Origin of the sequence: Streptomyces sp. 135, assembly GCF_020026305.1 — a bacterium.
Classification (GTDB): Bacteria; Actinomycetota; Actinomycetes; order Streptomycetales; family Streptomycetaceae; genus Streptomyces.
The window spans coordinates 4,317,986-4,340,892 of record NZ_CP075691.1 but is presented as its reverse complement, the minus strand read 5'-3'; the positions used below and the strand labels follow the sequence as shown (position 1 = coordinate 4,340,892).

At 68.3% G+C, this 22,907-nt stretch carries 25 protein-coding genes and 1 tRNA gene; 16 read left to right on the top strand and 10 right to left on the bottom strand.

From position 1 onward, the window contains the following. Positions 1–31 precede the first annotated feature (31 nt). Both KKZ08_RS19600 and KKZ08_RS19595 read right to left on the bottom strand, forming a co-directional pair. Entirely contained in the window at positions 32–1,534 is a 1,503-nt protein-coding gene (locus tag KKZ08_RS19600) for a hypothetical protein (protein ID WP_223775686.1), read from the bottom strand. A 352-nt stretch (positions 1,535–1,886) separates the two neighbouring features. Continuing rightward, positions 1,887–2,015: a DLW-39 family protein gene (locus KKZ08_RS19595; RefSeq protein WP_003999697.1), complete on the bottom strand. Its 129-nt coding sequence runs from the start codon at positions 2,013–2,015 to the stop codon at positions 1,887–1,889. A gap of 314 nt (positions 2,016–2,329) precedes the next feature. On the opposite strand from KKZ08_RS19595, the gene KKZ08_RS19590 reads away from it, so the two are divergent. From KKZ08_RS19590 to KKZ08_RS19580, 3 genes are all read left to right on the top strand, one after another. Beyond that, complete coding sequence (locus KKZ08_RS19590; protein ID WP_223775685.1) at positions 2,330–2,665, top strand: DUF6344 domain-containing protein; 336 nt, start codon at positions 2,330–2,332, stop codon at positions 2,663–2,665. A gap of 500 nt (positions 2,666–3,165) precedes the next feature. Beyond that, entirely contained in the window at positions 3,166–3,888 is a 723-nt protein-coding gene (locus KKZ08_RS19585) for an HNH endonuclease signature motif containing protein (protein WP_223775684.1), read from the top strand. A 1,193-nt stretch (positions 3,889–5,081) separates the two neighbouring features. Next, on the top strand, positions 5,082–6,005 hold the full coding sequence (locus tag KKZ08_RS19580; protein ID WP_223775683.1) for a nuclease-related domain-containing protein: 924 nt from the start codon (positions 5,082–5,084) through the stop codon (positions 6,003–6,005). 19 nt (positions 6,006–6,024) lie between these two features. Here KKZ08_RS19580 and KKZ08_RS19575 read toward each other — a convergent pair whose 3' ends face one another. Together KKZ08_RS19575 and KKZ08_RS19570 are read right to left on the bottom strand one after the other, a co-directional pair. Next, on the bottom strand, positions 6,025–7,263 hold the full coding sequence (locus tag KKZ08_RS19575; protein WP_223775682.1) for a helix-turn-helix transcriptional regulator: 1,239 nt from the start codon (positions 7,261–7,263) through the stop codon (positions 6,025–6,027). Further along, the gene (locus tag KKZ08_RS19570; protein WP_223775681.1) at positions 7,260–7,580 is read right to left on the bottom strand and encodes an antibiotic biosynthesis monooxygenase; all 321 of its coding nucleotides are present in this window, start codon (positions 7,578–7,580) and stop codon (positions 7,260–7,262) included. Before KKZ08_RS19570 ends, KKZ08_RS19575 begins: the two co-directional genes overlap by 4 nt. Positions 7,581–7,735: 155 nt before the next feature. Between KKZ08_RS19570 and KKZ08_RS19565 the strand changes: the two genes are divergently transcribed. The 13 genes from KKZ08_RS19565 (at position 7,736) to KKZ08_RS19505 (ending at position 15,132) form a co-directional block, all read left to right on the top strand. Next, a complete protein-coding gene (locus KKZ08_RS19565) occupies positions 7,736–8,065 on the top strand; it encodes a hypothetical protein (RefSeq protein ID WP_223775680.1) in 330 nt (109 codons plus the stop codon). A gap of 2 nt (positions 8,066–8,067) precedes the next feature. Further along, positions 8,068–9,405: an FtsK/SpoIIIE domain-containing protein gene (locus KKZ08_RS19560; protein WP_223775679.1), complete on the top strand. Its 1,338-nt coding sequence runs from the start codon at positions 8,068–8,070 to the stop codon at positions 9,403–9,405. 87 nt (positions 9,406–9,492) lie between these two features. Then, the gene (locus tag KKZ08_RS19555) at positions 9,493–9,669 is read left to right on the top strand and encodes a hypothetical protein (RefSeq protein WP_223775678.1); all 177 of its coding nucleotides are present in this window, start codon (positions 9,493–9,495) and stop codon (positions 9,667–9,669) included. Positions 9,670–9,699: 30 nt separating this feature from the next. Then, positions 9,700–9,876, top strand: coding sequence for a pRL2-8 (locus KKZ08_RS19550; protein ID WP_223775677.1), 177 nt, complete (start codon positions 9,700–9,702; stop codon positions 9,874–9,876). A gap of 74 nt (positions 9,877–9,950) precedes the next feature. Next, complete coding sequence (locus KKZ08_RS19545; RefSeq protein ID WP_223775676.1) at positions 9,951–10,601, top strand: DUF2637 domain-containing protein; 651 nt, start codon at positions 9,951–9,953, stop codon at positions 10,599–10,601. Between the two features lie 18 nt (positions 10,602–10,619). After that, positions 10,620–10,808 (top strand): mobile element transfer protein, encoded by a 189-nt coding sequence (locus KKZ08_RS19540; RefSeq protein ID WP_223775675.1) that lies wholly within the window; start codon positions 10,620–10,622, stop codon positions 10,806–10,808. A gap of 16 nt (positions 10,809–10,824) precedes the next feature. Continuing rightward, positions 10,825–11,199 carry a hypothetical protein gene (locus KKZ08_RS19535; protein WP_223775674.1) on the top strand — a complete coding sequence of 125 codons (375 nt, stop codon included), beginning with the start codon at positions 10,825–10,827 and terminating at the stop codon, positions 11,197–11,199. A 92-nt stretch (positions 11,200–11,291) separates the two neighbouring features. Then, positions 11,292–11,471 (top strand): hypothetical protein, encoded by a 180-nt coding sequence (locus KKZ08_RS19530; RefSeq protein WP_223775673.1) that lies wholly within the window; start codon positions 11,292–11,294, stop codon positions 11,469–11,471. Next, a complete protein-coding gene (locus KKZ08_RS19525) occupies positions 11,468–11,647 on the top strand; it encodes a hypothetical protein (protein ID WP_223779382.1) in 180 nt (59 codons plus the stop codon). Before KKZ08_RS19530 ends, KKZ08_RS19525 begins: the two co-directional genes overlap by 4 nt. Next, positions 11,644–12,309: an SAM-dependent methyltransferase gene (locus KKZ08_RS19520; protein ID WP_223775672.1), complete on the top strand. Its 666-nt coding sequence runs from the start codon at positions 11,644–11,646 to the stop codon at positions 12,307–12,309. Before KKZ08_RS19525 ends, KKZ08_RS19520 begins: the two co-directional genes overlap by 4 nt. Beyond that, positions 12,306–13,790 (top strand): replication initiator, encoded by a 1,485-nt coding sequence (locus KKZ08_RS19515; RefSeq protein WP_276573900.1) that lies wholly within the window; start codon positions 12,306–12,308, stop codon positions 13,788–13,790. Before KKZ08_RS19520 ends, KKZ08_RS19515 begins: the two co-directional genes overlap by 4 nt. Next, on the top strand, positions 13,787–13,975 hold the full coding sequence (locus KKZ08_RS19510) for a helix-turn-helix domain-containing protein (protein WP_223775671.1): 189 nt from the start codon (positions 13,787–13,789) through the stop codon (positions 13,973–13,975). Before KKZ08_RS19515 ends, KKZ08_RS19510 begins: the two co-directional genes overlap by 4 nt. Then, on the top strand, positions 13,975–15,132 hold the full coding sequence (locus KKZ08_RS19505; protein WP_223775670.1) for a site-specific integrase: 1,158 nt from the start codon (positions 13,975–13,977) through the stop codon (positions 15,130–15,132). The genes KKZ08_RS19510 and KKZ08_RS19505 overlap by 1 nt, the downstream gene beginning before the upstream one ends. Before the next feature lie 55 nt (positions 15,133–15,187). Here KKZ08_RS19505 and KKZ08_RS19500 read toward each other — a convergent pair. The 6 genes from KKZ08_RS19500 to recF all read right to left on the bottom strand — a co-directional run bounded on the left by KKZ08_RS19500 (position 15,188) and on the right by recF (position 22,843). Beyond that, a tRNA-Ile gene (locus KKZ08_RS19500) sits at positions 15,188–15,264 on the bottom strand. 242 nt (positions 15,265–15,506) lie between these two features. Beyond that, a complete protein-coding gene (locus KKZ08_RS19495) occupies positions 15,507–16,166 on the bottom strand; it encodes a DUF3566 domain-containing protein (RefSeq protein WP_223775669.1) in 660 nt (219 codons plus the stop codon). A gap of 15 nt (positions 16,167–16,181) precedes the next feature. Beyond that, positions 16,182–18,785, bottom strand: a complete 2,604-nt coding sequence (gene gyrA / locus KKZ08_RS19490; RefSeq protein WP_223775668.1) for a DNA gyrase subunit A — start codon at positions 18,783–18,785, stop codon at positions 16,182–16,184. Positions 18,786–18,828: 43 nt separating this feature from the next. Continuing rightward, the gene (gene gyrB, locus KKZ08_RS19485; protein WP_276573899.1) at positions 18,829–20,898 is read right to left on the bottom strand and encodes a DNA topoisomerase (ATP-hydrolyzing) subunit B; all 2,070 of its coding nucleotides are present in this window, start codon (positions 20,896–20,898) and stop codon (positions 18,829–18,831) included. 275 nt (positions 20,899–21,173) lie between these two features. Further along, positions 21,174–21,725: a DciA family protein gene (locus KKZ08_RS19480; RefSeq protein WP_223775667.1), complete on the bottom strand. Its 552-nt coding sequence runs from the start codon at positions 21,723–21,725 to the stop codon at positions 21,174–21,176. Then, positions 21,722–22,843, bottom strand: a complete 1,122-nt coding sequence (gene recF / locus KKZ08_RS19475; protein WP_223775666.1) for a DNA replication/repair protein RecF — start codon at positions 22,841–22,843, stop codon at positions 21,722–21,724. Before recF ends, KKZ08_RS19480 begins: the two co-directional genes overlap by 4 nt. Positions 22,844–22,907: the final 64 nt, after the last annotated feature.

Below are 22,907 nucleotides of genomic sequence, written 5' to 3'. Positions count from 1 at the left end.
ACTGACCGAAGCGCCCGCAGCGCCACTCCGCTCACCAACGCCGAGGCGGCCCGAATCCGTGCTGAGCAGGAGCGGGTGCGGCAGCGGCCCCAGGCGAAGCACCACGCCCAGGCTCAGCGAAAGCCGCAGCCGAGCCTGACACCGCAGCCACCCTCCGCCGAGCGATCAGCGTCCACCCACCCAGGACCCCCAGCAGCGCCACGCCCACGCCGATACCCCCGACCGCAAGGACCACCATCACCCGGTCGTCCCCGCTACCCGCACCGCTTCCGGCAGCCGCCGCCGTCTCCCCCCGCCGCGCGGCCTCCGCGTCCCGCTCCGTGACACCGAACTCCTCGGCGGGCATGTGCGGACCCACGTACTCCGGACCCGGCCGCGCCGCCCCGCCGATGTCCACGCGGAGCGTCAGGGCCAGGGGGCCGCCGCCGAACTTCTCCGCGACATCCGCGCTGAGGTGGACCGCCAGGTAGTACCAGCCGGCGAACCGCATCGCGGCCACCTCGTCCGCCGGGGCGTAACGGTTCTCGTACGCGACCGGTGGCAGCGGGTCCAGCGCCGTCGTCTTCTGCTTGCCGTCGTACGCCGTGTCCGCGTCGTCGACCTCCACGCGCGCCGGATTCGCCAGGGCCATGACCAGCGCGGAGGAGACGAAACCGCTGTCATGCGTCGCCGACCCGCGCCCTGCCCCGCCGTCCGACCCACCCCTCTCACCCGTGCTGCCCAGCTCAGCGCTGACGGAGAGCTGCTGGCCCCAGTCGACGGGCACCCGGTAGAAGAGCGTCTCTCCGGGCTCGACGTCGGCGCCCCAGACGCCCTTGTCCAGCGCACGGGCGTCGTTGAAACTCGTGCCGCCCTCACGCCGCTTCCGCTCGCCGGTCGGCGGCGCGGGTGTCGCGGAGTTCCAGGACCGCGGGGGCTCCGTCCCCGTCGCCCCCGCCGACCGCAGCGAGGGCTCGGAAGCGACCCGCAGCTCCAGATCCCAAGCCCCCCGGGAGGACTCCGGAGCGCTGCTCCGCTCGACGAGCACGTAGTAGGTACCGGCCCCCTCACAGGTCTTCTCGTCGGGGCCGGCCCTGCGCACCGCCGTGGCCGTGATGGGGCGCGGGCTCTCCGAAGCCCCGAACCGCGCCTCCTGCGCCTCTACGGGACTGCAGTTGTTGCCGTCGGCGTCCTGTACGGACACCTCGACACCATCGGCGTAGGAGACCCTGCTGCCGAACTCCGGCACCGCCGTGACCGCGACGTACGCGCTCTCCTCGGCCTTGAGGTCCAAGCGGTAAAAACGCTGTCCCGCGCGCGGGAGGGCACTTTTATACGTCTTGCCGGAGCGGAGCCGGGGCCCTTCGATGTTGCTCGCCGCGCCGTCGACCGTCTCGGCGCCCTCGGCGAAGCCGTACGGAGTGGGCGTCCCCATGGCCCCGGCCCGCATCCCGGCGGCGGCATTCGCCTGCGTCGCCAGAGCGTCGGCCCGCCCTGGCGACACCACCACCGCGCACGTCCCCGCACACAGCGTCACGCAGAGCCCCACGGCCATGAACCCCCCCGGCCGGAGCCCTCCTGAGCCCCGCCCTGCCGAGCTCCAGCTCCTGCCAAGCCGCCGCCTCATCACGCGCCACCCCTCGTCGCGAACTCAGCCGTCCCGAACGGTCCTGCCCGCCCCGACCGTCCGGCCCGCCCAACACCAAGCGGACACCACCACGGGACCGCCATGAACGCAACCGCGCCCCCGTTTCCCGCCCTCCCCGACCCCCACCCCCGACCACACCGAAATTCGCTTAAGCAATCAAATAATTCACGCAAGCGAACCGATTCGTCGCTGAGACGGACAGCACAAAGCCCCGGCCGCAGGAGCGACCGGGGCTTGTGAAGTGACTGGTGTCGATGACTCACGAACCCGTGGGCACGGAGTCAGTCGCCTCCGTCCACAGATCCTGCTCGGCGCGATCCGCCTGGATCTGGCGGTACACGAGGAGCCCGCCGATGGCGGCCAGTGCGACCAGGAGAAGCTTCTTCACCGCGCGACCTCGTCTTTCCTTGACGTAGGGGACTTCTGGCGCCCGACTATACACACCGATCGATATCGATCGGTGACCTGGATCCGCCTCCAACTCCCGCCCCGCGGACAGCGATCGAAACGGACCACGGCGGCCCGTCCACCGCCGTCCCGCTGTGATTTTCGCCGCCCTTGCCCCCTTCTCAGACCTCTTGGGGCCATCCGGGTGGTGTTGATCTGAACATAGGCGCCGCGCGAGCGTCGGTGCTTCGTTCCTGGCCCCACATACACATCATGAGGAAAGTACGCAAATCGCCCAACCCGAATTGAGGGGTCATGACCGGCAACAAGCCCATGAAGCTGTGGACCACGATCGTCACCGCCTTCCTCGCGCTCTTCGCCGCGCTTGGATTCACCACGACGGCCACCGCGGCCACAGCGGTACAGGAGACCACGAACGCTCGCAACGCCACGGAGTGCGCGTCGCCGACGGCGCCGTTCATGGCCCTCTGGACGGCCGCGTACGAACGGTCCCTGCCCCCGACGATGAAGCAGCGCATCCGCGCCGAGGCCCACGGATCCTCACCCAGCTGCCGGCACCTGCCCCCCACGGACACGGAAGCCGAGGCCGAGGCCCCCACCCATGAGCCACGGCTCGCCGCAGAACCGTAATCCGGCCCGCATCCGGGCCCAGCCCCCAGAAACTTCCGAAGGCCCCCAGCCACCCGGCTGGGGGCCTTCGTGCGGGCAGCGACCGCCGACACGGACAGCGCAACACGAAGAGGGCGCCTCCCCTGTGGGAAGCGCCCTCTTCGTTCACTGCTGCTGTGGGGCTAACAGGATTTGAACCTGTGGCCTCATCCTTATCAGGTCGATCATGGGGAGCTGTCGACGTCGGTCAACTCGCTTGACGCCCCGCCCGGACGACCGCTGAGGCCCGACGTGGGCCGCCGACGTCCGCCCCTGTTGGTGTCAGCCGCTGATGTCAGACATCAAGCTGCCGCTTGACAGTTTTCCCTCCCACGCCTTTCCGCCCTATCGATCAGAACCGCAGGCTTGCCACCCACCCCCCTGCCACCCTTCCTGCCACCCACCCTGCCGGTCTTTGCCGGTCCCTGCCGCATCGTGTAGAGTCTGAGGCGACAGGAGCGATTGGTGTGAGGGGAGGAAGCATGGCTGCGGTGACGACGGAGGGTCTTCCCGACTGGCACGACGCGCACGGTGGCGGTCTGGTGCGAGGCGCGCTGTGGCTAATGCAGGAAGTGGGCCCGGGGAATACCTTCACCAAGAGCCAGCTTCGGGCAGCATTCCCCGACATCGCGCAGATCGATCGACGGATCCGGGATCTTCGGGACTATGAATGGGTGATCGCTACCAGCCGCGAAGATCCCAGCCTCGACCAGGCGGAACAGCGGTTTGTGGAGCCGGGCATCAAAGTCTGGGATCCAGAGGAGCGCAAGAAGAGGAACCGGGCGGCCGTCAGTACGGCGACTCGTCGGCCCCTGTTCCAGCGTGGCACTTTCGCGTGCGAGCTGTGTGGCCGGCCGGTCGTCAGCCTGCGTCACGGCCCAGGGGTGGAGCTTGTTCATCGCGTGGCCCTGGCGGATGGGGGCAGCGACGAGCCGGAGAACCTCATGGTTCTATGCAGCGCCTGCCATGCCGCTCGGGATGGGGCGGACGGCGTCTCCGAACTTGCGGCCCGGGCATCTTCATTGCCGATCCGTGAGCGAACCCGCCTGCTGACGTGGATCACTATGGGGGAGCGCCCACGCACGGCCACTGAGGACATCTGGGCTCAGTACCAGAAGCTCGCCGACGGCGACCGGCAGCAACTGGCTCGCCATCTCGCGCGCCTCCTCAATGAGGACACACAGGCGGAGGATGCCATGCCGTGACGTCGAGTGAACAAATGTTCGAGTCAGACTGGCGTGTGCCCCGGGTTTTCGAGGGCGGACGCTAGGATGACTACCGCCTCACCTAAACCTTCCTGAACTCGCTGTTGAGAGAAGCGAGTTCACATGCCCGCGGGGTCCGACCATGGGCACCGCACGAAGGTGGAGGGAGGTGATGCGATGAGCTCCGACCCGAACGAGGAGCCCCCGTGGTCCGGCCCTGAGAAGTGGCAGGTCGCCATCGGGGTGCTGAGCCTTCTGGTTGCGCTCGCCGCGCTTGCGGGACAGTTCACTCAGGGATTCTGAGTTGGGCCGCCCCGTGCGAGACGGTCGGATAGAGGTCGTGGACGCTGCTCAAGCGGCGAGCCCGGCCGCGTAGTAGTCGACCGGGCTCGTAAGGGCTCAGCTCTGGTTCCCGCCGGAGCTGGGCCCTCTTGCTTGTATACCCACCCAGGTGGCAACTTTGGCGGCTACCGACGCCAAAAAAGGGTTGGATGGACAACTCTTAATCTCTCACGGCTGCCGGCAACCATCAAGCTCACACCAGCGAACCACTAACAAGCTGGCGTCTCCCGACCCGGTTACCGGGATGAAAGCGGCTCGGGACGGTCACCCACGGTCGCAGTACTTCGCTGCTGTACGCAGTCGGCTACCTCGCCCCTCCCAAACCCCCTCAACCCACCACTCACCCCAGCTTCCGTCCCGTCCGCCGTCGACCCACACACCGTGGAGCGGGCGTGGTTCAGGGCGTCAAGGTGGAGCGCGCCACTGTACGAACGACCTTGACGCCCTGGGCCTCGTCTGCTCGGCTCTGCCTGGGTCGATGGTGGTCGGGATGGAAGCTCCCTGTGCACGCCACTACGGACCGGCAGCCTCGAACGGCGCCCCCTCCGCCCCGGTGCCGGCCGATCCCCCGCCGGAGGCTCGTTCTGACCGTGGCCGCTCATACGGTGCTCAACTCATGGCTTCCGGCCCTATCCACTGTGGGCGCGCGTCGGCGGCGGCAGCGCCGAGCGGGCCGAAGGCAGGAGCGCGGGCGCAGCCAGAGCCGGGAAGCGCGCCCGGCGGAGCGGAGCGCAGCCGGGGCTTGATGAGGTAGAGAAACTTGTAACAGGTCTAGGCGCCCTTGCCGGTCTGGTGACTAGCTGATCCCATTGCATGGGGACGGCACTTGTCTGGCGGTTCGGGGGTGAGCCATGGGCGATCTGACGGTGAACCCGTGGAAGCGGCATGGCAGGGATCGGCTGTATGTGAATCTCCCGGACGGGACTGCCGTCGCATGGGCTGATCGGCCGACGAAAGTGGTCACGATCAAGGTGCCGAAGTATCGGGAAGAGGCGTTGGCGCTCCTGCGGCAGCACCTCGGTGCCGGAATCACCTTCGGCTCGACATCTGCGCCACCTGCGAATGCTCCAGGAGCATCCCTTCCCCCACCTGCCCCACGTCCCATCCAGTCGGCTCGCCCACGTCGTGGAGAGCCATTGGCTCCCCTCCCTACCCCACCTCCCAGTGACGACCTGGCGCGTAACCGTCCTGGGGCGGGTGTGCTGGGGCTTATCGCTGAGCGAGGCCCTACCCCAGCTCAGAGGTTATGGGCGAAAGTGCTACGTCGGCCTTCGGAGTGGGATAGCTGGTACCTCGGCCTCGAAGGTGAACGACGGGTGGGCCGCGAGTTGGAACGACTTGTTTCGTACGGGTGGCATGTCCTGCACGGGGTGCCGAAGAGCAACGGTGGGGACATCGATCACTTACTGATCGGCCCAGGCGGTGTCTTCAGCCTCAACACCAAGACCCACCCCGGCGCCTCTGTCTGGGTCGGCGACACCATGGCCAAGGTCAATGGCGGGAAGCCAGTTCCGTATGCAGCCGCGAGCAAGGCTGAGGCCGACTACGTGCAAGGGGTGTTGGGGAAGCATTGTGGCATCGCCGTCCCCGTCGAACCTGCCCTGGTCTTTGTCGGGACCGCGTCACTTGACCGGGCAGCCACGCAGTACGCCGTGCGTATCTACCAGGAAAGAGACGTGGCGGCGCTCGGTCCACTCGCAGGCAGGCTCACCATGGAGCAAGTGGAGCACGTCTTCTCCGTCGCGCGGCGCCGCCGCATCTGGCTGAAGTCCTGAGCGCACCCCTTTGGGGGCCTCAGCCGAGAGCGTCTGTCCGCTCCGCCAGAGCCCTCAGCTCATCCGAAGCCGCTCGACCGGCGACGAGCATCAGTTCCCTGATGACTGCGCGAGCAGCAATGTGCGTATGGATCATTTCGGGGGCCAGTTCCTCAGCCGCCAGCAGGCAGCTCAGAGCGTCACCGAAGTGCCGTCGCTGGGCGTGAGCACGCCCCAAATCCATGAGCAGTCGCGCTTGCCGCTCGATCGACAAACCGGTGGTGGCCAAGCCCTCCCCGATGTCGATCGCTTCCCCCGCATCCCCTAGATCTACGGCTGTGGACACTGCTTGGATTTCGACGTTGGTGGGGCCGAACTCTAGGTTGAAGTCGTTGCGATCTTCACCAAGTTGCTGCGCGACTTCGCGGGCCTTCTCGATCTGCTTGCGGGCTGCTGATCGTTCACCGGCTCGCGCATGCACGAGAGCAAGCATGAGGTACAAGGAACCGAGAACGGACAGGTGTTGGGGCGTTGGCTTGTGGCTGCTGACGTAGGACCGCAAGGCGTTCACAGCCATCATCGTGGCGTGCTCAGCCTGGTCAAGGTGCTTGAGCCGCACGAAGGAATGGGCCAGTCGGTAGGTCCCGGCGAATACGCCGAGCGGCTCACCGGACAATTCGGCTTCACGGATTGCGCGGTCCGCTGCGACCCAGGCCGCATCTGCCTCGTTCTGTCGCACAAACGCGGCTGCGAGGGCTTGATACGTGCGTGCGCTGAGGCCGTGCAGCTCGGCTCGGTACTCCTCGGGAGCCGTCCGAGCAGCCCGCTCAAGACGGGGAACCAGCTGACCAAGCGTCGCGCTGAGTTCGGCGAACTGGCCGGTGTGGGTTAGGTCCCAGATCCGCTCGGCTGCCTCGCGCAGATCTTGCATGGCACTCGGCCGGAAGTCCTCACGCGGGCTGAGCAGGATGTCAATTGCCGGATGCCCCGAGAGAACCAGACGTGCCTGGTCAAGGTCATTCGTTTCGGTCTCTGCGGCAGGCTGCTGCTCCATGGGCGATGGCGCATCAGGCTGGAGAACCTGGAGCGGCACGCCCAACCCGTCAGCTAGCAGACGAAGTACATCCAGGCGGTTGACCGGCTGGATTCCACGTTCCACCTGGGAAAGCCAACTGGACGTACGCCCGATTGCCGCTGCCAACTCGCCCTGGGTCAAGCCACGCTGTTTGCGTAGCTCAGCCACTCGCGCGCCGAAGACGCGCCGCTCCTCGGAACTCACTTCTGCGCTGCCACCTTCCCCGCGATCACATCGAGGAACGTCACCTCGACACCGGCAAGGTACTGCTCCCGCTCAGCAAGGAAGTGCTTGATGTGCGGCTGAGCTTCATGTGCGTCGAACGCGGCCCGGTCTGCGTACAACTCGTAGAAGACCCGCACCAGCGGCTCTCCCTCCGGCGTGTGGATGACGTAGGTGAGTGTCTGCGGCTCGCGGGCCCTGATCCCCTCCAATGTCCGTGCGCACAGTTCATCGAACTCTGCCGCCGCCTTCTCGTCGCGCAGCGCGAAGCGGACGAATAGGCCGTAACCCTTGCTCATACGTGCACTCCTCTCAGTCACAGACAGTCTCCCAGGACTACAGAGATCCTGCGAGTAGCAGAACTTCTTGACTCGCAGTTTTTCTGTGAGTACGGTCGTAATGAAGCTGCTACCTGGAGTGGCCGGGTGGCTATCTGCCGCACTGAGGAGACGCAATGCCGTCCTTCAAGATCGACCTTTCGACCGCCATCGTGTTCGTGGCGACGCCGCCGGAGCCGAAGATGGTCAACAAGAAGACTGGTGAGCGGGCCGTGGACCGGGAGTCCGGCGCGGGCCTGTCGACGGTGGGTCTGCTGGTCTCGGATGAGGGTGAGGGGAACCTCTACCAGGTGACCGTCCCCGAGACGGGTGTCCCGCAGGACCTGACGCCGGGCACGCCGGTTTCGGTGGTGGGGCTGAAGGCGCGTGACTGGGAGAACGAGTTCAACGGCCAGAAGCGTCACGGCATCAGCTTCCGTGCGGTCGCGATCACGCCGGGGGCCTGATCATGACCACCTGGTTACTGCTGGCCGCTGTTGTGGTGGCCGTTGGCGGGCTCGGCTACGCCAAGGTCCGCGCTCCTCGCGTGTACTGGTCGCTGGTGGGTCTGCCGCTGACGTGGGGCCGGTTCACGGTGACCTACCGCTCCACGATGGAGGTGTGCGGGCTGACGGTGCAGCCTTCGGGGATGCGGGCGTTCATGACCCGCACTCTGGCCCGTCAGGAGGTGAGGCCGCAGCCTCCCAAGGTCCGCCGGGTGCGGCCTACCTCCACCGGGTTGCGGGTGTCCCTGCGGCTTCCCGCTGGACTGGAACCGGCGGATGTGGCGGCGGCCTCGGAACGGCTGCGGCATGCCTGGGGGGTGCGCTCGGTGATCGTCCACGAAGTCCGCCCGGGCGTCGTTGAACTGCGCATGACTGGTTATGACGTGCTGGCCACGGTCCGCATGCCGCGTTCGAAGAGTGATGACGGGCCGATGGTTGTTCCGGTCGCGTTGCGCGAGGACGGTTCGGTGTTCGTCCGGGACTATCCGAAGGTTCCGCATGCTCTGACGCTGGGTGCGAATCAGTCGGGCAAGTCGATGTACCAGCGCAATCTGGTGGCCGGTCTGGCGAAGCTGCCGGTGGGTCTGGTGGGGATCGACTGCAAGCGCGGGGTGGAACAGAGCGCGTATGCGCCTCGCCTGTCGGCGCTGGCCACGACCCCGCAAGAGGCCGCATCCCTGCTTGATGCGCTGGTCACCGAGATGGAAGACCGTTTCGACCTGCTGAGCCTTCACGGCGTCTCGGACCTGTGGGGCCTGCCGGAACACGTCCGGCCGGTGCCGCTGGTGGTCCTGGTCGATGAGGTGGCGGAACTGTTCCTGGTGGCCGCGAAGAAGGATGAGGAACGCCGGGACCGCATGGTCATGCAGATGGTCCGCCTCTCCCAGATGGCCCGTGCGATCGGCATCTACCTGGAGGTCTGCGGGCAGCGCTTCGGCTCCGAACTGGGCAAGGGTGCCACCACACTTCGCGCGCAGCTCACCGGCCGTGTGGTGCACCGTGTCAACGACAAGCAGACCGGTGAGATGGGCCTGGGTGATATCGCCCCCGAAGCGGTGCAGGCGGTGACGACGATCCCGCCCGACCGCCCCGGTGTCGCGGTGGCCGGCGACTCCTCCGGCGGCTGGTCCCGCATCCGCACCCCCGCCATGTCCCCCGCTGAGGCTGCGGCGATCTGCCGGGAGTTCGCTCACCTGACCCCGGCCCCGGCCTTCCTGGCCCCGTTCCGGCCGCCGGTCCGCACCGAGCCGACCCTGGTTCCGGCCCCGCCACGGGTGGCCCCGCGCCCGGTCACCGAGTAACACCGCTCGTTCCATCCCAGTCGGCGTGACCGTTCTCGCGCCAGGTCCCTACCCCGCCCATGCCGCAAGCCAGAAGGGGAGATCCACATGGCCGCACGCAAGGCCGCCGCCAAGCCTCGGGTGAAGAAGTGCCCGGAGTGCAAGGGCAAAGGCGAGATCACCGAAACCGTCCGCGTCGGTGCCCGCAAGGGCCGCGCCACCGCCGACGAACAGACCGCCCTGTGTACGGAGTGCTGGGGTTCGGGCGAAGCACTTCAGGACTGACACCCGCCGCCAACAAGAAGGGAGCCCGTGATGGCTCTGTTCGGAAAGTCGCCGCGTACCGCCGACTCCACCCCGGAAGGCGAGTGCCCGCAGTGCTGGAAGCACGCCTACGACAAGAGCATCCACCGCCGCCTGGGGCCGCGCGAGGACTGCCCGCAGTGCGTGGACCACATGGTCAACGGCTGCCCCGGCTTCAACCGACGCTGACCCCCGCCAAGGCCGGGCGGCCGGACACGCCCCCGCCCGGCCCCGGCCCCACCCCCCGCGAAGGAGGTGAAGACATGCTCCGCTCACTCCGCTTCGACGCGGTACTCATCCAAGCCGTGATCGCTGGTGCGCTGTCCTTCGCTCACCTGCATGACCTGGCCGCCGCCGCCGGACAGACTGGCTGGAAAGCCTGGGCCTACCCCATCTCGGTCGACCTGCTGCTGGTGGCGGCCTGGCGTCGGCTTCGCGGTAGTGGCCCGTCCCGGCTGGCCTGGTGCTGGTTCCTTATCGCTCTGGTCGCCTCGCTGGGCGCCAACGTCGCCACCGCCGGGTTCCTCGACATGCAGCACCCCCCGGCCTGGCTGCGGTTCGGCGTCGCTGGATGGCCCGCGCTGGCCTTCCTCGGCGGCACGCTCCTCGCCCACTCGCCTGCTCCGGATGGGGACCGGTCACCGGTTTCGCCGGCATCCGCAGCCCCGGCGCCCGCACCGGAAGTTCCTGCACCCGATCCGGCTCCGGAGCGCGAAGAGATCCCCGCCCCCGGTCCGGCCCCGGCGCTGCCCGAGGCGGCCCCGGCGGTGCCCCCGGCCCTGGTCGATCACGCCCGCAAGGTCGCCACCGAACACCACGCACGGACCGGGACCGCGATCGACGCGGCCACCCTGCGCGCCCGCCTCGGAGTGCCCGAAGCGCTCGCCAACTCGATCGTCGCCCAACTCGCCTGAGCTGAGAGGAGATCCACGATGCCCGTTCACCGCCGCTTCCGTGACGTCCGAAGGTTCGGCCCGGTGAAGGTCGCCACCTTCTACGACGGACACGGACGCGACAAGCACTCTGCGGCCTGCACCGCGCCCCGCTGCGGCTTCTCGGCGGAGTACCACGACCACTCCGCCGCCGAACTCGCCGCTCGTACCCACCGCTGCACGGCCTGACAAGGAGCGTTGTCCCATGAAGCTGCCCGATGAGCAGTTCCGCGCCGGACACATCCCCACGGAGCTGTACCGGCAGGTACCGCCCGGCACCGACATGGCCAAAGTCGTGATCGTGCAGGAAGCCCCCCGCTCCTACAAGGGCCCGATCCTGCTCACCCTGACGATCACCGCCGGGATCGTGCTCGTGATGCTGGTGGCCGCCTTCGTCGCCCAGATCATCGCCGCATCGATCATCGCGGTTCTCTCGGCGAGCTGCGGTCTCGGCTACACGTTCAGCCGCGCCAACCGCAGCGCCCGGCCCGGCCGCGCGGTCAAGGGTCGTTCGCGTGCTTCGCGTCGTCGCCCCGCACGTTCCCGGCCCGCCCGGTCTCGCAGCCGCTACCGCAAGTAGCGCCCTCCGGGGCGGCCTCTACCGCCAAGTATCCGCCGCCCCGGACGGCTCAACCCCAATCCGATCTTTCGACCCGAAAGGGCTCATCCATCATGCCCCGGCACGCCCCGAACCACCCGGTCTGCCGCCACTGCGACGGCTTCCCCGTCGTCTCGATCACGACCGGCGACCGTCACCGCGACGGCACCCGCGTCACCGTCCAGGCCACCTGCCGCACCTGCAACGGCACCGGCCACGCCACCCCCGCCAGCCTCGCGCGGACGGGGTGGTGATCACGGTGGCTCTCCTCGACTGGCGCTCTCCCGAGCACTTCGACCACTCCGGCGACAAACCGTGCGTGATCTGCACCAAGCCCACCCCGCTGCGCTCCGACCGGGGCAAGCCCGTGCACAAGGTCTGCGCCGAGGACTGGATCGACCGCCACCCCGCGAAGGAGGACGGTCAGTGAACGCCGCGCTTCCCAACGGGCTGCGAGTGCTGGACCTGTACTGCTGCCAGGGCGGCGCCTCCATGGGCTACCACCTCGCCGGCTTCGACGTCGTCGGAGTCGACCTCGCCCCGCAGCCCCGCTACCCCTTCTCCTTCGTCCAGGCTGACGCGCTCGCCTTCGTCCGTGAACACGGGGCGGAGTTCGACTTCATCCACGCCTCGCCCCCGTGCCAGCGATACACCCTTGCCCAGCGCATCCAGCGCCGCGAACACCCCGACCTGATCGCCCCCACCCGGACCGCCCTGCAAGCCACCGGCCGGCCGTGGGCGATCGAGAACGTGGAAGACGCCGCCCCGGAGCTGCGTGAGCCGGTGACCCTGTGCGCTGCCCCGTTCGGCATGCGCACCTACCGGCACCGTTTGTTCGAGACCGGTGGCGGCTTCACCTTCACGCCACCCCGTCACAAGCGGCACACCGCGCCGCTGACCAAGATGGGCCGCCCTCGGGCTGCCGGGCACTTTGCGCACTACGTCGGCAACTTCTCCGGAGTCCAGGAAGCCCGCGACGACATGGGCGTGCCCTGGATGAACCGCGACGGCATCCGCGAGTGCATCCCGCCCGCCTACACCGAACACATCGGCACCGCTCTCTACGCCTCCCTGCTGGAGGTTGCCGCGTGAACAACGCCGCCACCATGGCGGGCCTGGACCCGGCCACCCTCGCCGACGTGCTGAGGCTGGCCGGGTCCCCCGGCTTCGACCGCATCCAAGACCAGATCCGCCGGACCGGCGGCTGCTCCGACCCCATCCACCTGACCGGCTCCACGGCCACCCGCGACGCCACCACCGGGCAGGTGCTCCACTCCTACTCGACCGACACCGAACCCGGCGGACACCTCCGCGTCGCTTGCGGCAACCGCCGCGCCTCACGGTGCCCGTCGTGCGCCTGGACCTACGCCGGCGACACCTACCACCTGATCCGCGCCGGACTCGTCGGCGACCCCGATAAGGGCACCCCGCGCACCGTCCGCCAACACCCCCGCGTCTTCGCCACCCTCACCGCTCCCTCGTTCGGTCCGGTCCACAACCGTCCCGGCACCCGGCCCTGCCGCTGCGGCACCCGCCACTCCGAAGACGCTCCCGAACTGGGGACCCCGCTCAACCCCGAAACGTATGACTACGCGGGCGCGGTGCTGTGGAACAACCACGCCTCCGACCTGTGGCGCTTCTTCACCATCTACCTGCGCCGCGAGATCGCCAAGCGCGCTGGGCTCACGCAGAAGGCAGCCAGGGAACAGTCCCGGCTCTCCTTCGGCAAGGTCGCCGAGTACCAGAAGCGCGGTGCCGTCCACTTCCATGCCGTCATCCGCTTCGACGGCCCCGAAGGACCCGACACCCCGCCCCCGCACTGGGCCACCCTCGCGTTGCTCACCGACGCCATCCACGCCGCAGCCGCCCGTGTCCGCATCGACCTCCCCGCTGCCCGGGAGTTCCCAGCCCGCGTCCTGTGCTGGGGTGACCGGCTCGACGTCCAGCCCATCGAGGCGTTCGGGGACGGCTCGGAGATCACGGAACAAGCCGTGGCCTCCTACGTCGCCAAGTACGCCACCAAGGCCGCCGAGACGACCGGAGCCGTGGACCGATCCGTGGCATGCCGGGCCTGCGGTGGCACCGGCGGCTACCGCCACATCCACCGCAAGGACGGCACACCCGTTCTGTGCAACTCCTGCGAGGGAACCGGCATCGGCGCCGACCTGCGCACACTCGACGTACCCGACCACGTCCGCCGCCTCATGCACGCCTGCGCCGACCTGCACGCCGCCTACCCCGAACGCGGACTCGCCCGCTGGGCCCACATGCTCGGCTTTCGCGGCCACTTCAGCTCGAAGTCCCGCCACTACTCCACCACCCTCGGCGCCCTCCGACAGGTCCGCGCCGACTACCGCGCCGCCCAACAACGCGCCGCCCTCGGCCTCCCCGATGCGGACGAGATCCCGGAGGGGACCACGCTCACCCTCGCCCACTGGGCCTATGCCGGCCACGGCCACACCCCCGGCGAATCCTGGCTCGCCGCCAACATCCGCCGCGACCTCGAACAGAACCGCGAACTCGCCCGCGAGGAGAAGGCCGCTCTCCTCGACCTTGAAGGAGAGGCACCGTGACTACCGTTGTCCCCGAGCTGCTGACCGTGCCGGAGGTCATGGCACGACTCAAGGTCGGCCGGACGAAGGTCTATGACCTGATCCGCACGCATCGCCTGGTCTCCATCAAGGTCGACGGATGCCGCCGCATCCCGGATCACGCGGTCCGCGACTTCATCGTCGGCCAGATCGGGGAGGCTGCCTGATGGCGAAGCGTCGGCCCAACGGCGGCGGCACGATCACCAAGCGGTCTGACGGCCGGTACCAGGGTGCTGCCTATGTGACGGACACGGACGGCAACCGGGTGCGTAAGTACGTGTACGGCCGTACGTGGGATGAGGCCAACGAAAAGCTCGGCAAGCTCCAGGACCAGGAGCGCAACGGCGTGCCCGTGCCGTCCAGGTCCTGGACGCTCGGTGAGTGGCTGGCCTACTGGCTGGAGCACATCGTTGCACCGGAGCGCGAGCACAACACGTACGTGAAGTACGAGTCCAAGGTCCGGCTGTACCTGCTGCCGCACCTCGGCAAAAGACCGCTGGTCAAGCTCACGCCAGCACAGATCCGGGCCTTCATGGCGGCCCTGACCCGGGAGAAGGTCGGCGCCTCGGCCCGCTTCGAGGTCCTGCGCGTGCTCCGTAACGCCCTCAACCGGGCCATGCGCGAGGAGCTGGTCACGCGCAATGTCGCGCTCCTGGTCGACATGCCCAAGGTCAGCAAGGACAGGGGTACGGCGTGGAACGCCCGGGAAGCGATCGCGTTCCTGCGCTCGGTCCGCGCCCACCGGCTCTACGCGGCCTGCGTCCTCGTCCTGGTCCTCGGCCTGCGGCGTAGCGAGGTGCTTGGGCTGCGCTGGCAGGACATCGACTTCGAAGCGGGCCGCTTCATCCCGGTCAAGCAGGTGCAGCGGGTCAAGGGCGTGGGCCTGGTCCTCAAAGACCTCAAGACGGAGTCCTCACAGGCCGTGCTTCCCCTTCCCGAGTTCTGTGCTCGGGTCCTGGAGGAGCGGCGGGAGCTGCAAGAGTTGGAACGGAAGATCGCCGGTGACCACTGGTCCCAGGAGCCGGACCATGACCTGATCTTCTCCTCCGAGCACGGCGGCATGATCGACCCGGTGGGCTTCTCCCGCACCTTCGACCGGCTGGTCAAGCGGGCTGACGTCCGCCGGATCACGGTGCGCCTCGCCCGGCACACCTGCGGGACCCTGCTGGCCTTCCTGAAGGTTCATCCCAAGGTCGCTCAGGCGATTCTTCGCCACAGTCAGATCAGCATGACCATGGATGTCTACACCCACGTGGTGGGCGACAGTGAGCGGGAAGCGGTCGGGATGCTCGCCGAGCTACTGGAAGATCCACTCATCGGCTGATGTCACCCGTAGATGTCAAAGACCCCCAACCATGATCGGTTGGGGGTCTTTGCGCTGGTGGGGCTAACAGGATTTGAACCTGTGGCCTCATCCTTATCAGGGATGCGCTCTAACCAACTGAGCTATAGCCCCGCCGCGCTTCGGTGTGTCCCGCGCGCTGACCCCTGAAGATTAGCGCACCTGCTGGCCAGTCCCAAAATCGATACCCGCGCGGTCGGCGGATCAGCTTCCGCCGCGACCCCCGCCACAGTCACCACCACCCAAAAAAACCGTCGGCCGAGCCCCGGAAGAACCGAGACACAGCCGACGGCCGAAAACCGGTGAGGACGGAGGACTCCGCGGCGGGACCCGCCGCGACTCGCCCTCAGCCGCCGCTACTCATCCTCCGCGAGGGTCAGCTCGACGCCGCCCACGAAGCCCGCGGAGAGGTTGTAGATGAACGCGCCGAGCGTCGCCAGCGCGGTCGCCAGGACGACGTCGATGACCGCGATGATCGAGGTGAACGTCAGGACACGCGGCAGCGAGAGGAAGGACTGGAGGTCGAAGCCGTTGGACTCGTTCGAGCCCGTCGCCTCGGAGATCGTGCCGCCCACCGTCGAGAAGACACCCATCGCGTCCATGACCATCCACAGGACGGCGGCCGCGACGATCGTGCAGATGCCGAGCGCGATGGAGAGCAGGAAGCTGACCTTCATCACCGACCACGGGTCGACCTTGGCGACCCGCAGCCGCGCCTTGCGCGTACGCGGGATCGTGCGGGCCCCCGTCCGGGGCTTGCGCGCCGCGGCCGCCCCCGCCTTGGTGCCCTGCTCGTACGCCTGCGGCGGGTGGTACGGCTGCGATGCCTTGGCCTCGGGCTTCCGCTCCCCGGGCAGCGCCCCGCCCGCCGTGTCGGCGTCTCGGGTGTCCGTCACAGTCCCCCCCTGGGATCCATGAGACTCATCGGAGTCGTGTGCATCGGTGGCGGAGCCACGGGCACCGTCCGTACCGGTAGTGCCGGTTCTCTTCGTCCCGGCGCCCGTGGCTTTACTCACGACTCACTCCTCGCGCTACTCGGCCGAGGAGTCCGTGCCCTCGTCCGTACCGGCGGCCGGCTCCGCACCGTCCGAGTCGTCGACGACGATGTCCCCGTCGACTTCCTCGGCCTCGCGCCCGGCCTCGGCGTTACGAGCGATGCCGACCACGGCATCGCGCTTGCCCAGGTTGATCAGTTGGACGCCCATGGTGTCACGGCCCGTCTCCCTGACCTCGTTGACTCGCGTACGAATCACACCACCGCCCAGCGTGATGGCGAGGATCTCGTCGGTTTCCTCGACCACCAGGGCGCCCACGAGTTCGCCGCGGTCCTCCACGATCTTGGCGGCCTTGATACCGAGGCCACCGCGACCCTGGACGCGGTATTCGTCGACGTTGGTCCGCTTTGCGTACCCACCGTCGGTGGCGGTGAACACGAACGTACCCGGCCGCACGACATTCATCGAGAGCAGCTCGTCGCCGTCGCGGAAACTCATGCCCTTCACACCCGACGTGGCGCGGCCCATCGGGCGCAACGCGTCGTCCGTTGCGGTGAACCGGATCGACTGGGCCTTCTTGCTGATGAGCAGCAGGTCGTCCTCGGCCGAGACCAGCTCGGCGCCGATCAGCTCGTCGTCCGAACCGTCCTCCGTCTCACGGAGGTTGATGGCGATGACGCCGCCCGAGCGGGGCGAGTCGTAGTCCTTCAGGGAGGTCTTCTTGACCAGACCGCCCTTGGTGGCGAGCACGAGGTAGGGCGCCGCGTCGTAGTCGCGGATGGCCAGGATCTCGGCGATCTGCTCGTCCGGCTGGAAGGCGAGGAGGTTCGCCACGTGCTGGCCGCGGGCGTCGCGTCCGGCGTCGGGGAGCTCGTACGCCTTGGCGCGGTAGACACGGCCCTTGTTGGTGAAGAACAGCAGCCAGTGGTGCGTCGTCGACACGAAGAAGTGGTCGACGATGTCGTCTTCCTTGAGCTTCGTGCCGCGTACGCCCTTGCCGCCGCGCTTCTGCGAGCGGTAGTCGTCCGTCTTGGTGCGCTTGACGTAGCCGCCGCGGGTGATCGTGACGACGATGTCCTCTTCGGCGATCAGGTCCTCCATGGACATGTCGCCGTCGAAGGGCACCAGGGCCGAGCGGCGGTCCTCGCCGAACTTGTCGACGATCGCCGCCAGTTCCTGGCTGATGATCTGGCGCTGCCTCTCGGGGGAGGCCAGGATCGCGTTGTACTCGTTGATCTTCGCCTGGAGCTCGTCGTGCTCGGCGACGATCTTCTGGCGCTCCAGGGCGGCGAGCCGGCGCAGCTGCATCTCGAGGATGGCGTTGGCCTGGATCTCGTCGATCGAGAGGAGGCCCATGAGGCCCTCGCGCGCGATGTCGACGGTCTGGCTGCCCCGGATGAGCGCGATGACCTCGTCGATGGCGTCCAGGGCCTTGAGGAGGCCGCGCAGGATGTGCGCCCGCTCCTCGGCCTTGCGCAGCCGGAACTTCGTACGGCGGACGATGACCTCGATCTGGTGCGTCACCCAGTGGCGGATGAACGCGTCCAGCGAGAGGGTGCGCGGCACGCCGTCGACCAGGGCCAGCATGTTGGCGCTGAAGTTCGACTGGAGGTCGGTGTGCTTGTAGAGGTTGTTCAGGACGACCTTGGCGACCGCGTCCCGCTTCAGGACGATGACCAGGCGCTGGCCGGTCCGCGATGAGGACTCGTCGCGGACGTCGGCGATGCCGCCGACCTTGCCGTCCTTGACCAGGTCGGCGATCTTCTGCGCGAGGTTGTCCGGGTTGGTCTGGTAGGGGAGCTCGGTGACCACCAGGCACTGGCGGTTCTGGATCTCCTCGACCGCGACGACCGCGCGCATCGTGATGGAGCCGCGGCCCGTGCGGTAGGCCTCCTCGATGCCCTTGCGGCCCACCACCAGGGCGCCGGTCGGGAAGTCGGGGCCCTTGATGCGCTCGATCAGGGCGTCGAGCAGCTCCTCGTGCGTGGCCTCGGGGTGCTCCAGGGCCCACTGCGCGCCCGCCGCGACCTCGCGGAGGTTGTGCGGCGGGATGTTGGTGGCCATGCCGACCGCGATGCCCGCCGAGCCGTTGATCAGCAGGTTCGGGAAGCGGGCCGGCAGGACCGTCGGCTCCTGGTTGCGGCCGTCGTAGTTGTCCGTGAAGTCGACGGTCTCCTCGTCGATGTCACGGACCATCTCCATGGCCAGCGGCGCCATCTTGCACTCGGTGTACCGCATGGCGGCCGCCGGGTCGTTGCCCGGGGAGCCGAAGTTGCCGTTGGAGTCCACCAGCGGCATGCGCATCGACCAGTGCTGTGCGAGGCGCACCAGGGCGTCGTAGATGGAGGAGTCGCCGTGCGGGTGGTACGTACCCATGACGTCGCCGACGACGCGGGCGCACTTGTAGAAGCCCTTCTCGGGGCGGTAGCCGCCGTCGTACATCGCGTACAGGACACGACGGTGGACGGGCTTCAGGCCATCGCGTACGTCGGGCAGCGCGCGCGAGACGATGACGGACATCGCGTAGTCGAGGTAGGAGCGCTGCATCTCCGTCTCGAGCCCGACGGGCTCGACACGCATGCCCACACCCGGAACGGCAGGTTCCTCTTCGGGCATCACAGGGGTGTTCTCGTCGGCCATTGCTGGTCAAAGTCCTTTCGAGGTGCGGCTTGTACGGGCCGACTCAGATGTCGAGGAAGCGAACGTCCTTGGCATTGCGCTGGATGAACGAGCGCCGTGCCTCGACGTCCTCTCCCATCAGCACCGAGAAGAGGTCGTCGGCCTGTGCCGCGTCGTCCAGGGTGACCTGGCCGAGCACGCGGTGTTCCTGGTCCATCGTCGTGATGCGCAGCTCCTCGGCGTTCATCTCGCCGAGGCCCTTGAAGCGCTGGACCGAGTCGTCCCTGATGCGCTTGCCGGCCTGGCGGCCGAGCTCGATCAGGGCGTCGCGCTCGCGGTCGGAGTACGCGTACTGGAAGTCGTCCCGCGACCACTTGATCTTGAACAGGGGCGGGCGCGACAGGTAGATGTGCCCGTGCTCGACCAGCGGCCGCATGAAGCGGAAGAGGAACGTCAGGAGCAGCGTGTTGATGTGCTGGCCGTCGACGTCGGCGTCCGCCATCAGGATGATCTTGTGATAGCGGAGCTTCTCGATGTCGAAGTCCTCGTGCACACCGGTGCCGAAGGCCGAGATGAGGGCCTGGACCTCCTGGTTGTGCAGGATCTTGTCGACGCGCGCCTTCTCGACGTTCAGGATCTTGCCTCGGATGGGCAGGATCGCCTGGTACATCGGGTCGCGGCCGGACTTCGCCGAACCACCGGCGGAGTCACCCTCGACGATGAAGATCTCGCACTTCGTCGGGTCGTTCGACTGGCAGTCGCTCAGCTTGCCCGGCAGGGAGGCGGTCTCCAGCAGGCCCTTGCGGCGGGTCAGGTCGCGCGCCTTACGGGCGGCGACCCGGGCCGTGGCGGCCTGGATGCCCTTGCGGATGATGTCCGCGGCCTCGTTGGGGTTGCGGTCGAACCAGTCCGTGAGGTGCTCGTGGACGACCTTCTGCACGAAGGTCTTCGCCTCCGTGTTGCCCAGCTTGGTCTTCGTCTGGCCCTCGAACTGGGGCTCGCCCAGCTTCACCGAGATGATCGCGGTCAGACCCTCGCGGACGTCCTCACCCGTGAGGTTGTCGTCCTTCTCGCGCAGCAGCTTCTTCTCGCGCGCGTAACGGTTCACCAGGCCCGTCAACGCGGCCCTGAAACCCTCTTCGTGCGTACCGCCCTCGTGCGTGTGGATCGTGTTCGCGAAGGAGTACACGCCCTCCGTGTACTGCGAGTTCCACTGCATCGCGATCTCGACCGAGAGCAGGCGCTCCTTGTCCTCGGCCTCGACGTCGATGACGGTCGGGTGGATGACCTCACCCTTGCGGGAGTTGAGGTACTTCACGAAGTCGACGATGCCGCCTTCGTAGTGGTACGTGACCGTGCGGGCCTCGGGGGCCTCGTCGTCGGTCGCCTCGGGGGAGTCCGCACCCACCGTGGCCTTCGCCGACTCGCGCTCATCAGTGAGTTTGATGGTCAAACCCTTGTTGAGGAACGCCATCTCCTGGAAACGCCGCGCGAGCGTCTCGAAGGAGTACACGGTGGTCTCGAAGATCTCGGGGTCGGCCCAGAACGTCACCGTGGTGCCGGTCTCGCTGGTGGCCTCGTGCCGCTCGAGCGGTGCGGTGGGGGCGCCGCTCTTGTAGTCCTGCGTCCAGCGGTAGCCGTCCGTCTTGATCTCGACGGCGAGCTTGGTGGACAGCGCGTTCACCACGGAGACACCGACGCCGTGCAGACCACCGGAGACGGCGTACCCGCCACCGCCGAACTTGCCGCCCGCGTGCAGCACGGTGAGCACGACCTCGACGGCCGGCTTCTTCTCGACGGGGTGGATGCCCACCGGGATGCCACGGCCGTTGTCGATCACGCGCACGCCGCCGTCGGCGAGGATCGTGACGTCGATCGTGTCCGCGTGGCCGGCGAGGGCCTCGTCCACGGAGTTGTCCACGACTTCCTGCACCAGGTGGTGCAGGCCACGCTCACCGGTCGAGCCGATGTACATGCCGGGTCGCTTGCGGACCGCGTCCAGACCCTCGAGGACGGTGATCGCGCTGGCGTCGTACGAGGGCGGTGCCTCGACGTTCTCGCCGGCGGCGGTGGACTGGATGTTCTCGTTGGGGTTGCCGGAATCGGCCACGAAGCGCCCTTTCTGGCACAGCACAAGCCAAGCTCCCGGCGGTGGCCGGAGCGGCTGCGGCGTGTTTGTTCGGTAAGCCCTAGTCAGCGTTGCTCGGTGCGTCCCACAGGTGGGGCGGGATTAGCTTCCAGTCTACCGGTAGCACTGACATTGATGGGGGCTTGCCGGTACCTGAGTCCTCATGTGCCGCCCTGAACCGGACTCGGCCGACTCCCCATATGCGGAACGGGGCTCCAGAGGGCTCACAGCGGCACTCAGCGCTTCGAGCCGTCAACCCCCAGCAACCGTCGCCGGCGGTCTCAGCCGTAGGTGTCGCCGGGGCCCGTGCTGCCCGGGGCGCGCAAGGGTCCGAAGCGGCGCGGGGGGCCTCCGGGGCCGAGCACCTTGATGAGGCGCACGGTGCCGTGGCCCAGGTCTTCGTTCAGGCGGGCGACCAGCTGCGGGGCCATCAGGCGCAGCTGCGTCGCCCAGGCCGTCGAGTCGCACTGCACAGTAAGGATGCGCTCGTCCTCGTCGTACTTCTGCGGGACGCAGTGCTTGGCCAGGTCGTCGCCGACGATCTGCGGCCAGCGGCCCATGACCCCGCCGACCGCGGCGGGCGTCTCCCAGCCGCGCTCGGTGATCAGCCGGTTGATGGCGGAGCCGAGCGGCAGCGGATCACGGCCGTCGGCGCGCGCGCCGGACCGCAGGCCGCCACGGCGGGCCTGCTTCTTCTGCTGAGCGGCGTCCCCACGCGCGCGTGCCTGTTCCTTGGCGGCGCGCAGGGCGACCCGGGCCAGGTCGACGCCGGAGGGCTCGGGCGTCTTCTGCGGCCCCTTGGCATCGCCCTTGGCGGGCTCCTCGGCGCTCATACGCGCTCCACGACGCCATCCGCCACCGCGTACCTCACGCCGGAGAGCACGCCCGGGACGTCGTCGTCGACCGCGGCCGTGACCAGCACCTGCTCGCCGGGCGCCACCAGCTCCGCGAGCCGCTCCCTGCGGCGCGCGTCGAGCTCCGCGAAGACGTCGTCCAGCACCAGCACCGGTTCGTTGCCCTCGGCCCTGAGCAGGTCGTACGAGGCCAGGCGCAGCGCCAGGGCGTACGACCAGGACTCGCCGTGGCTCGCGTACCCCTTCGCGGGGAGCTGGCCGAGCTTGAGCAGCAGGTCGTCGCGGTGCGGGCCGACCAAGGTCACGCCGCGCTCGATCTCCTGCTTGCGCGCCTCTTCGAGAGCGGCTCTCAGCTGCTCGTACAGCGCCTCGCGCGTGTGGCCTTCGCCGGGCGCGGACGGCTTGTACTCCAGGGCGACCGGGCCGCCGCCGGGGGCGAGCTGTTCGTACGCCTTGTCGGCCAGCGGCTGGAGCGCCGAGATCAGGTCGAGCCGCTGCGCCAGCAGCTCGGCGCCCGCGCGCGCGAGGTGCTGGTCCCAGACGTCGAGCGTGGACAGGTCCATGGAGCGCCCGCCGTGGCGCCGGGCGAGGGCGGCCGATTTCAGGAGGGTGTTGCGCTGTTTGAGGACGCGGTCGTAGTCGGACCGGACGCCGGCCATGCGCGGGGAGCGCGCGGTGATCAGCTCGTCCAGGAAGCGCCGCCGCTCGCCGGGGTCGCCCTTGATGAGCGCGAGATCCTCGGGCGCGAACAGCACCGTACGGACGATCCCGAGCACGTCCCGCGGCCTGACCTGCGAGGAACGGTTGATGCGGGCGCGGTTCGCCTTGCCCGGATTGAGTTCGAGCTCGATGAGCTGCTGGCGCTCGCCCTGGCGGACATTGGCCCTGATGACGGCCCGCTCCGCGCCCATGCGCACCAGGGGGGCGTCGGAGGAGACCCGGTGGCTGCCGAGCGTGGCGAGATAGCCGACGGCCTCGACGAGGTTGGTCTTGCCCTGGCCGTTGGGCCCCACGAAAGCGGTGACGCCCGGGTCGAGCGGGACCTCGACCCGGGCGTACGAGCGGAAGTCGGCCAGCGACAGATGCGTGACGTGCATGGTGTGCGCCGACCTCCCCCGGCCTACTTCACTTGCTTGAGGCCTGTGCACAACCGCCGGGGTC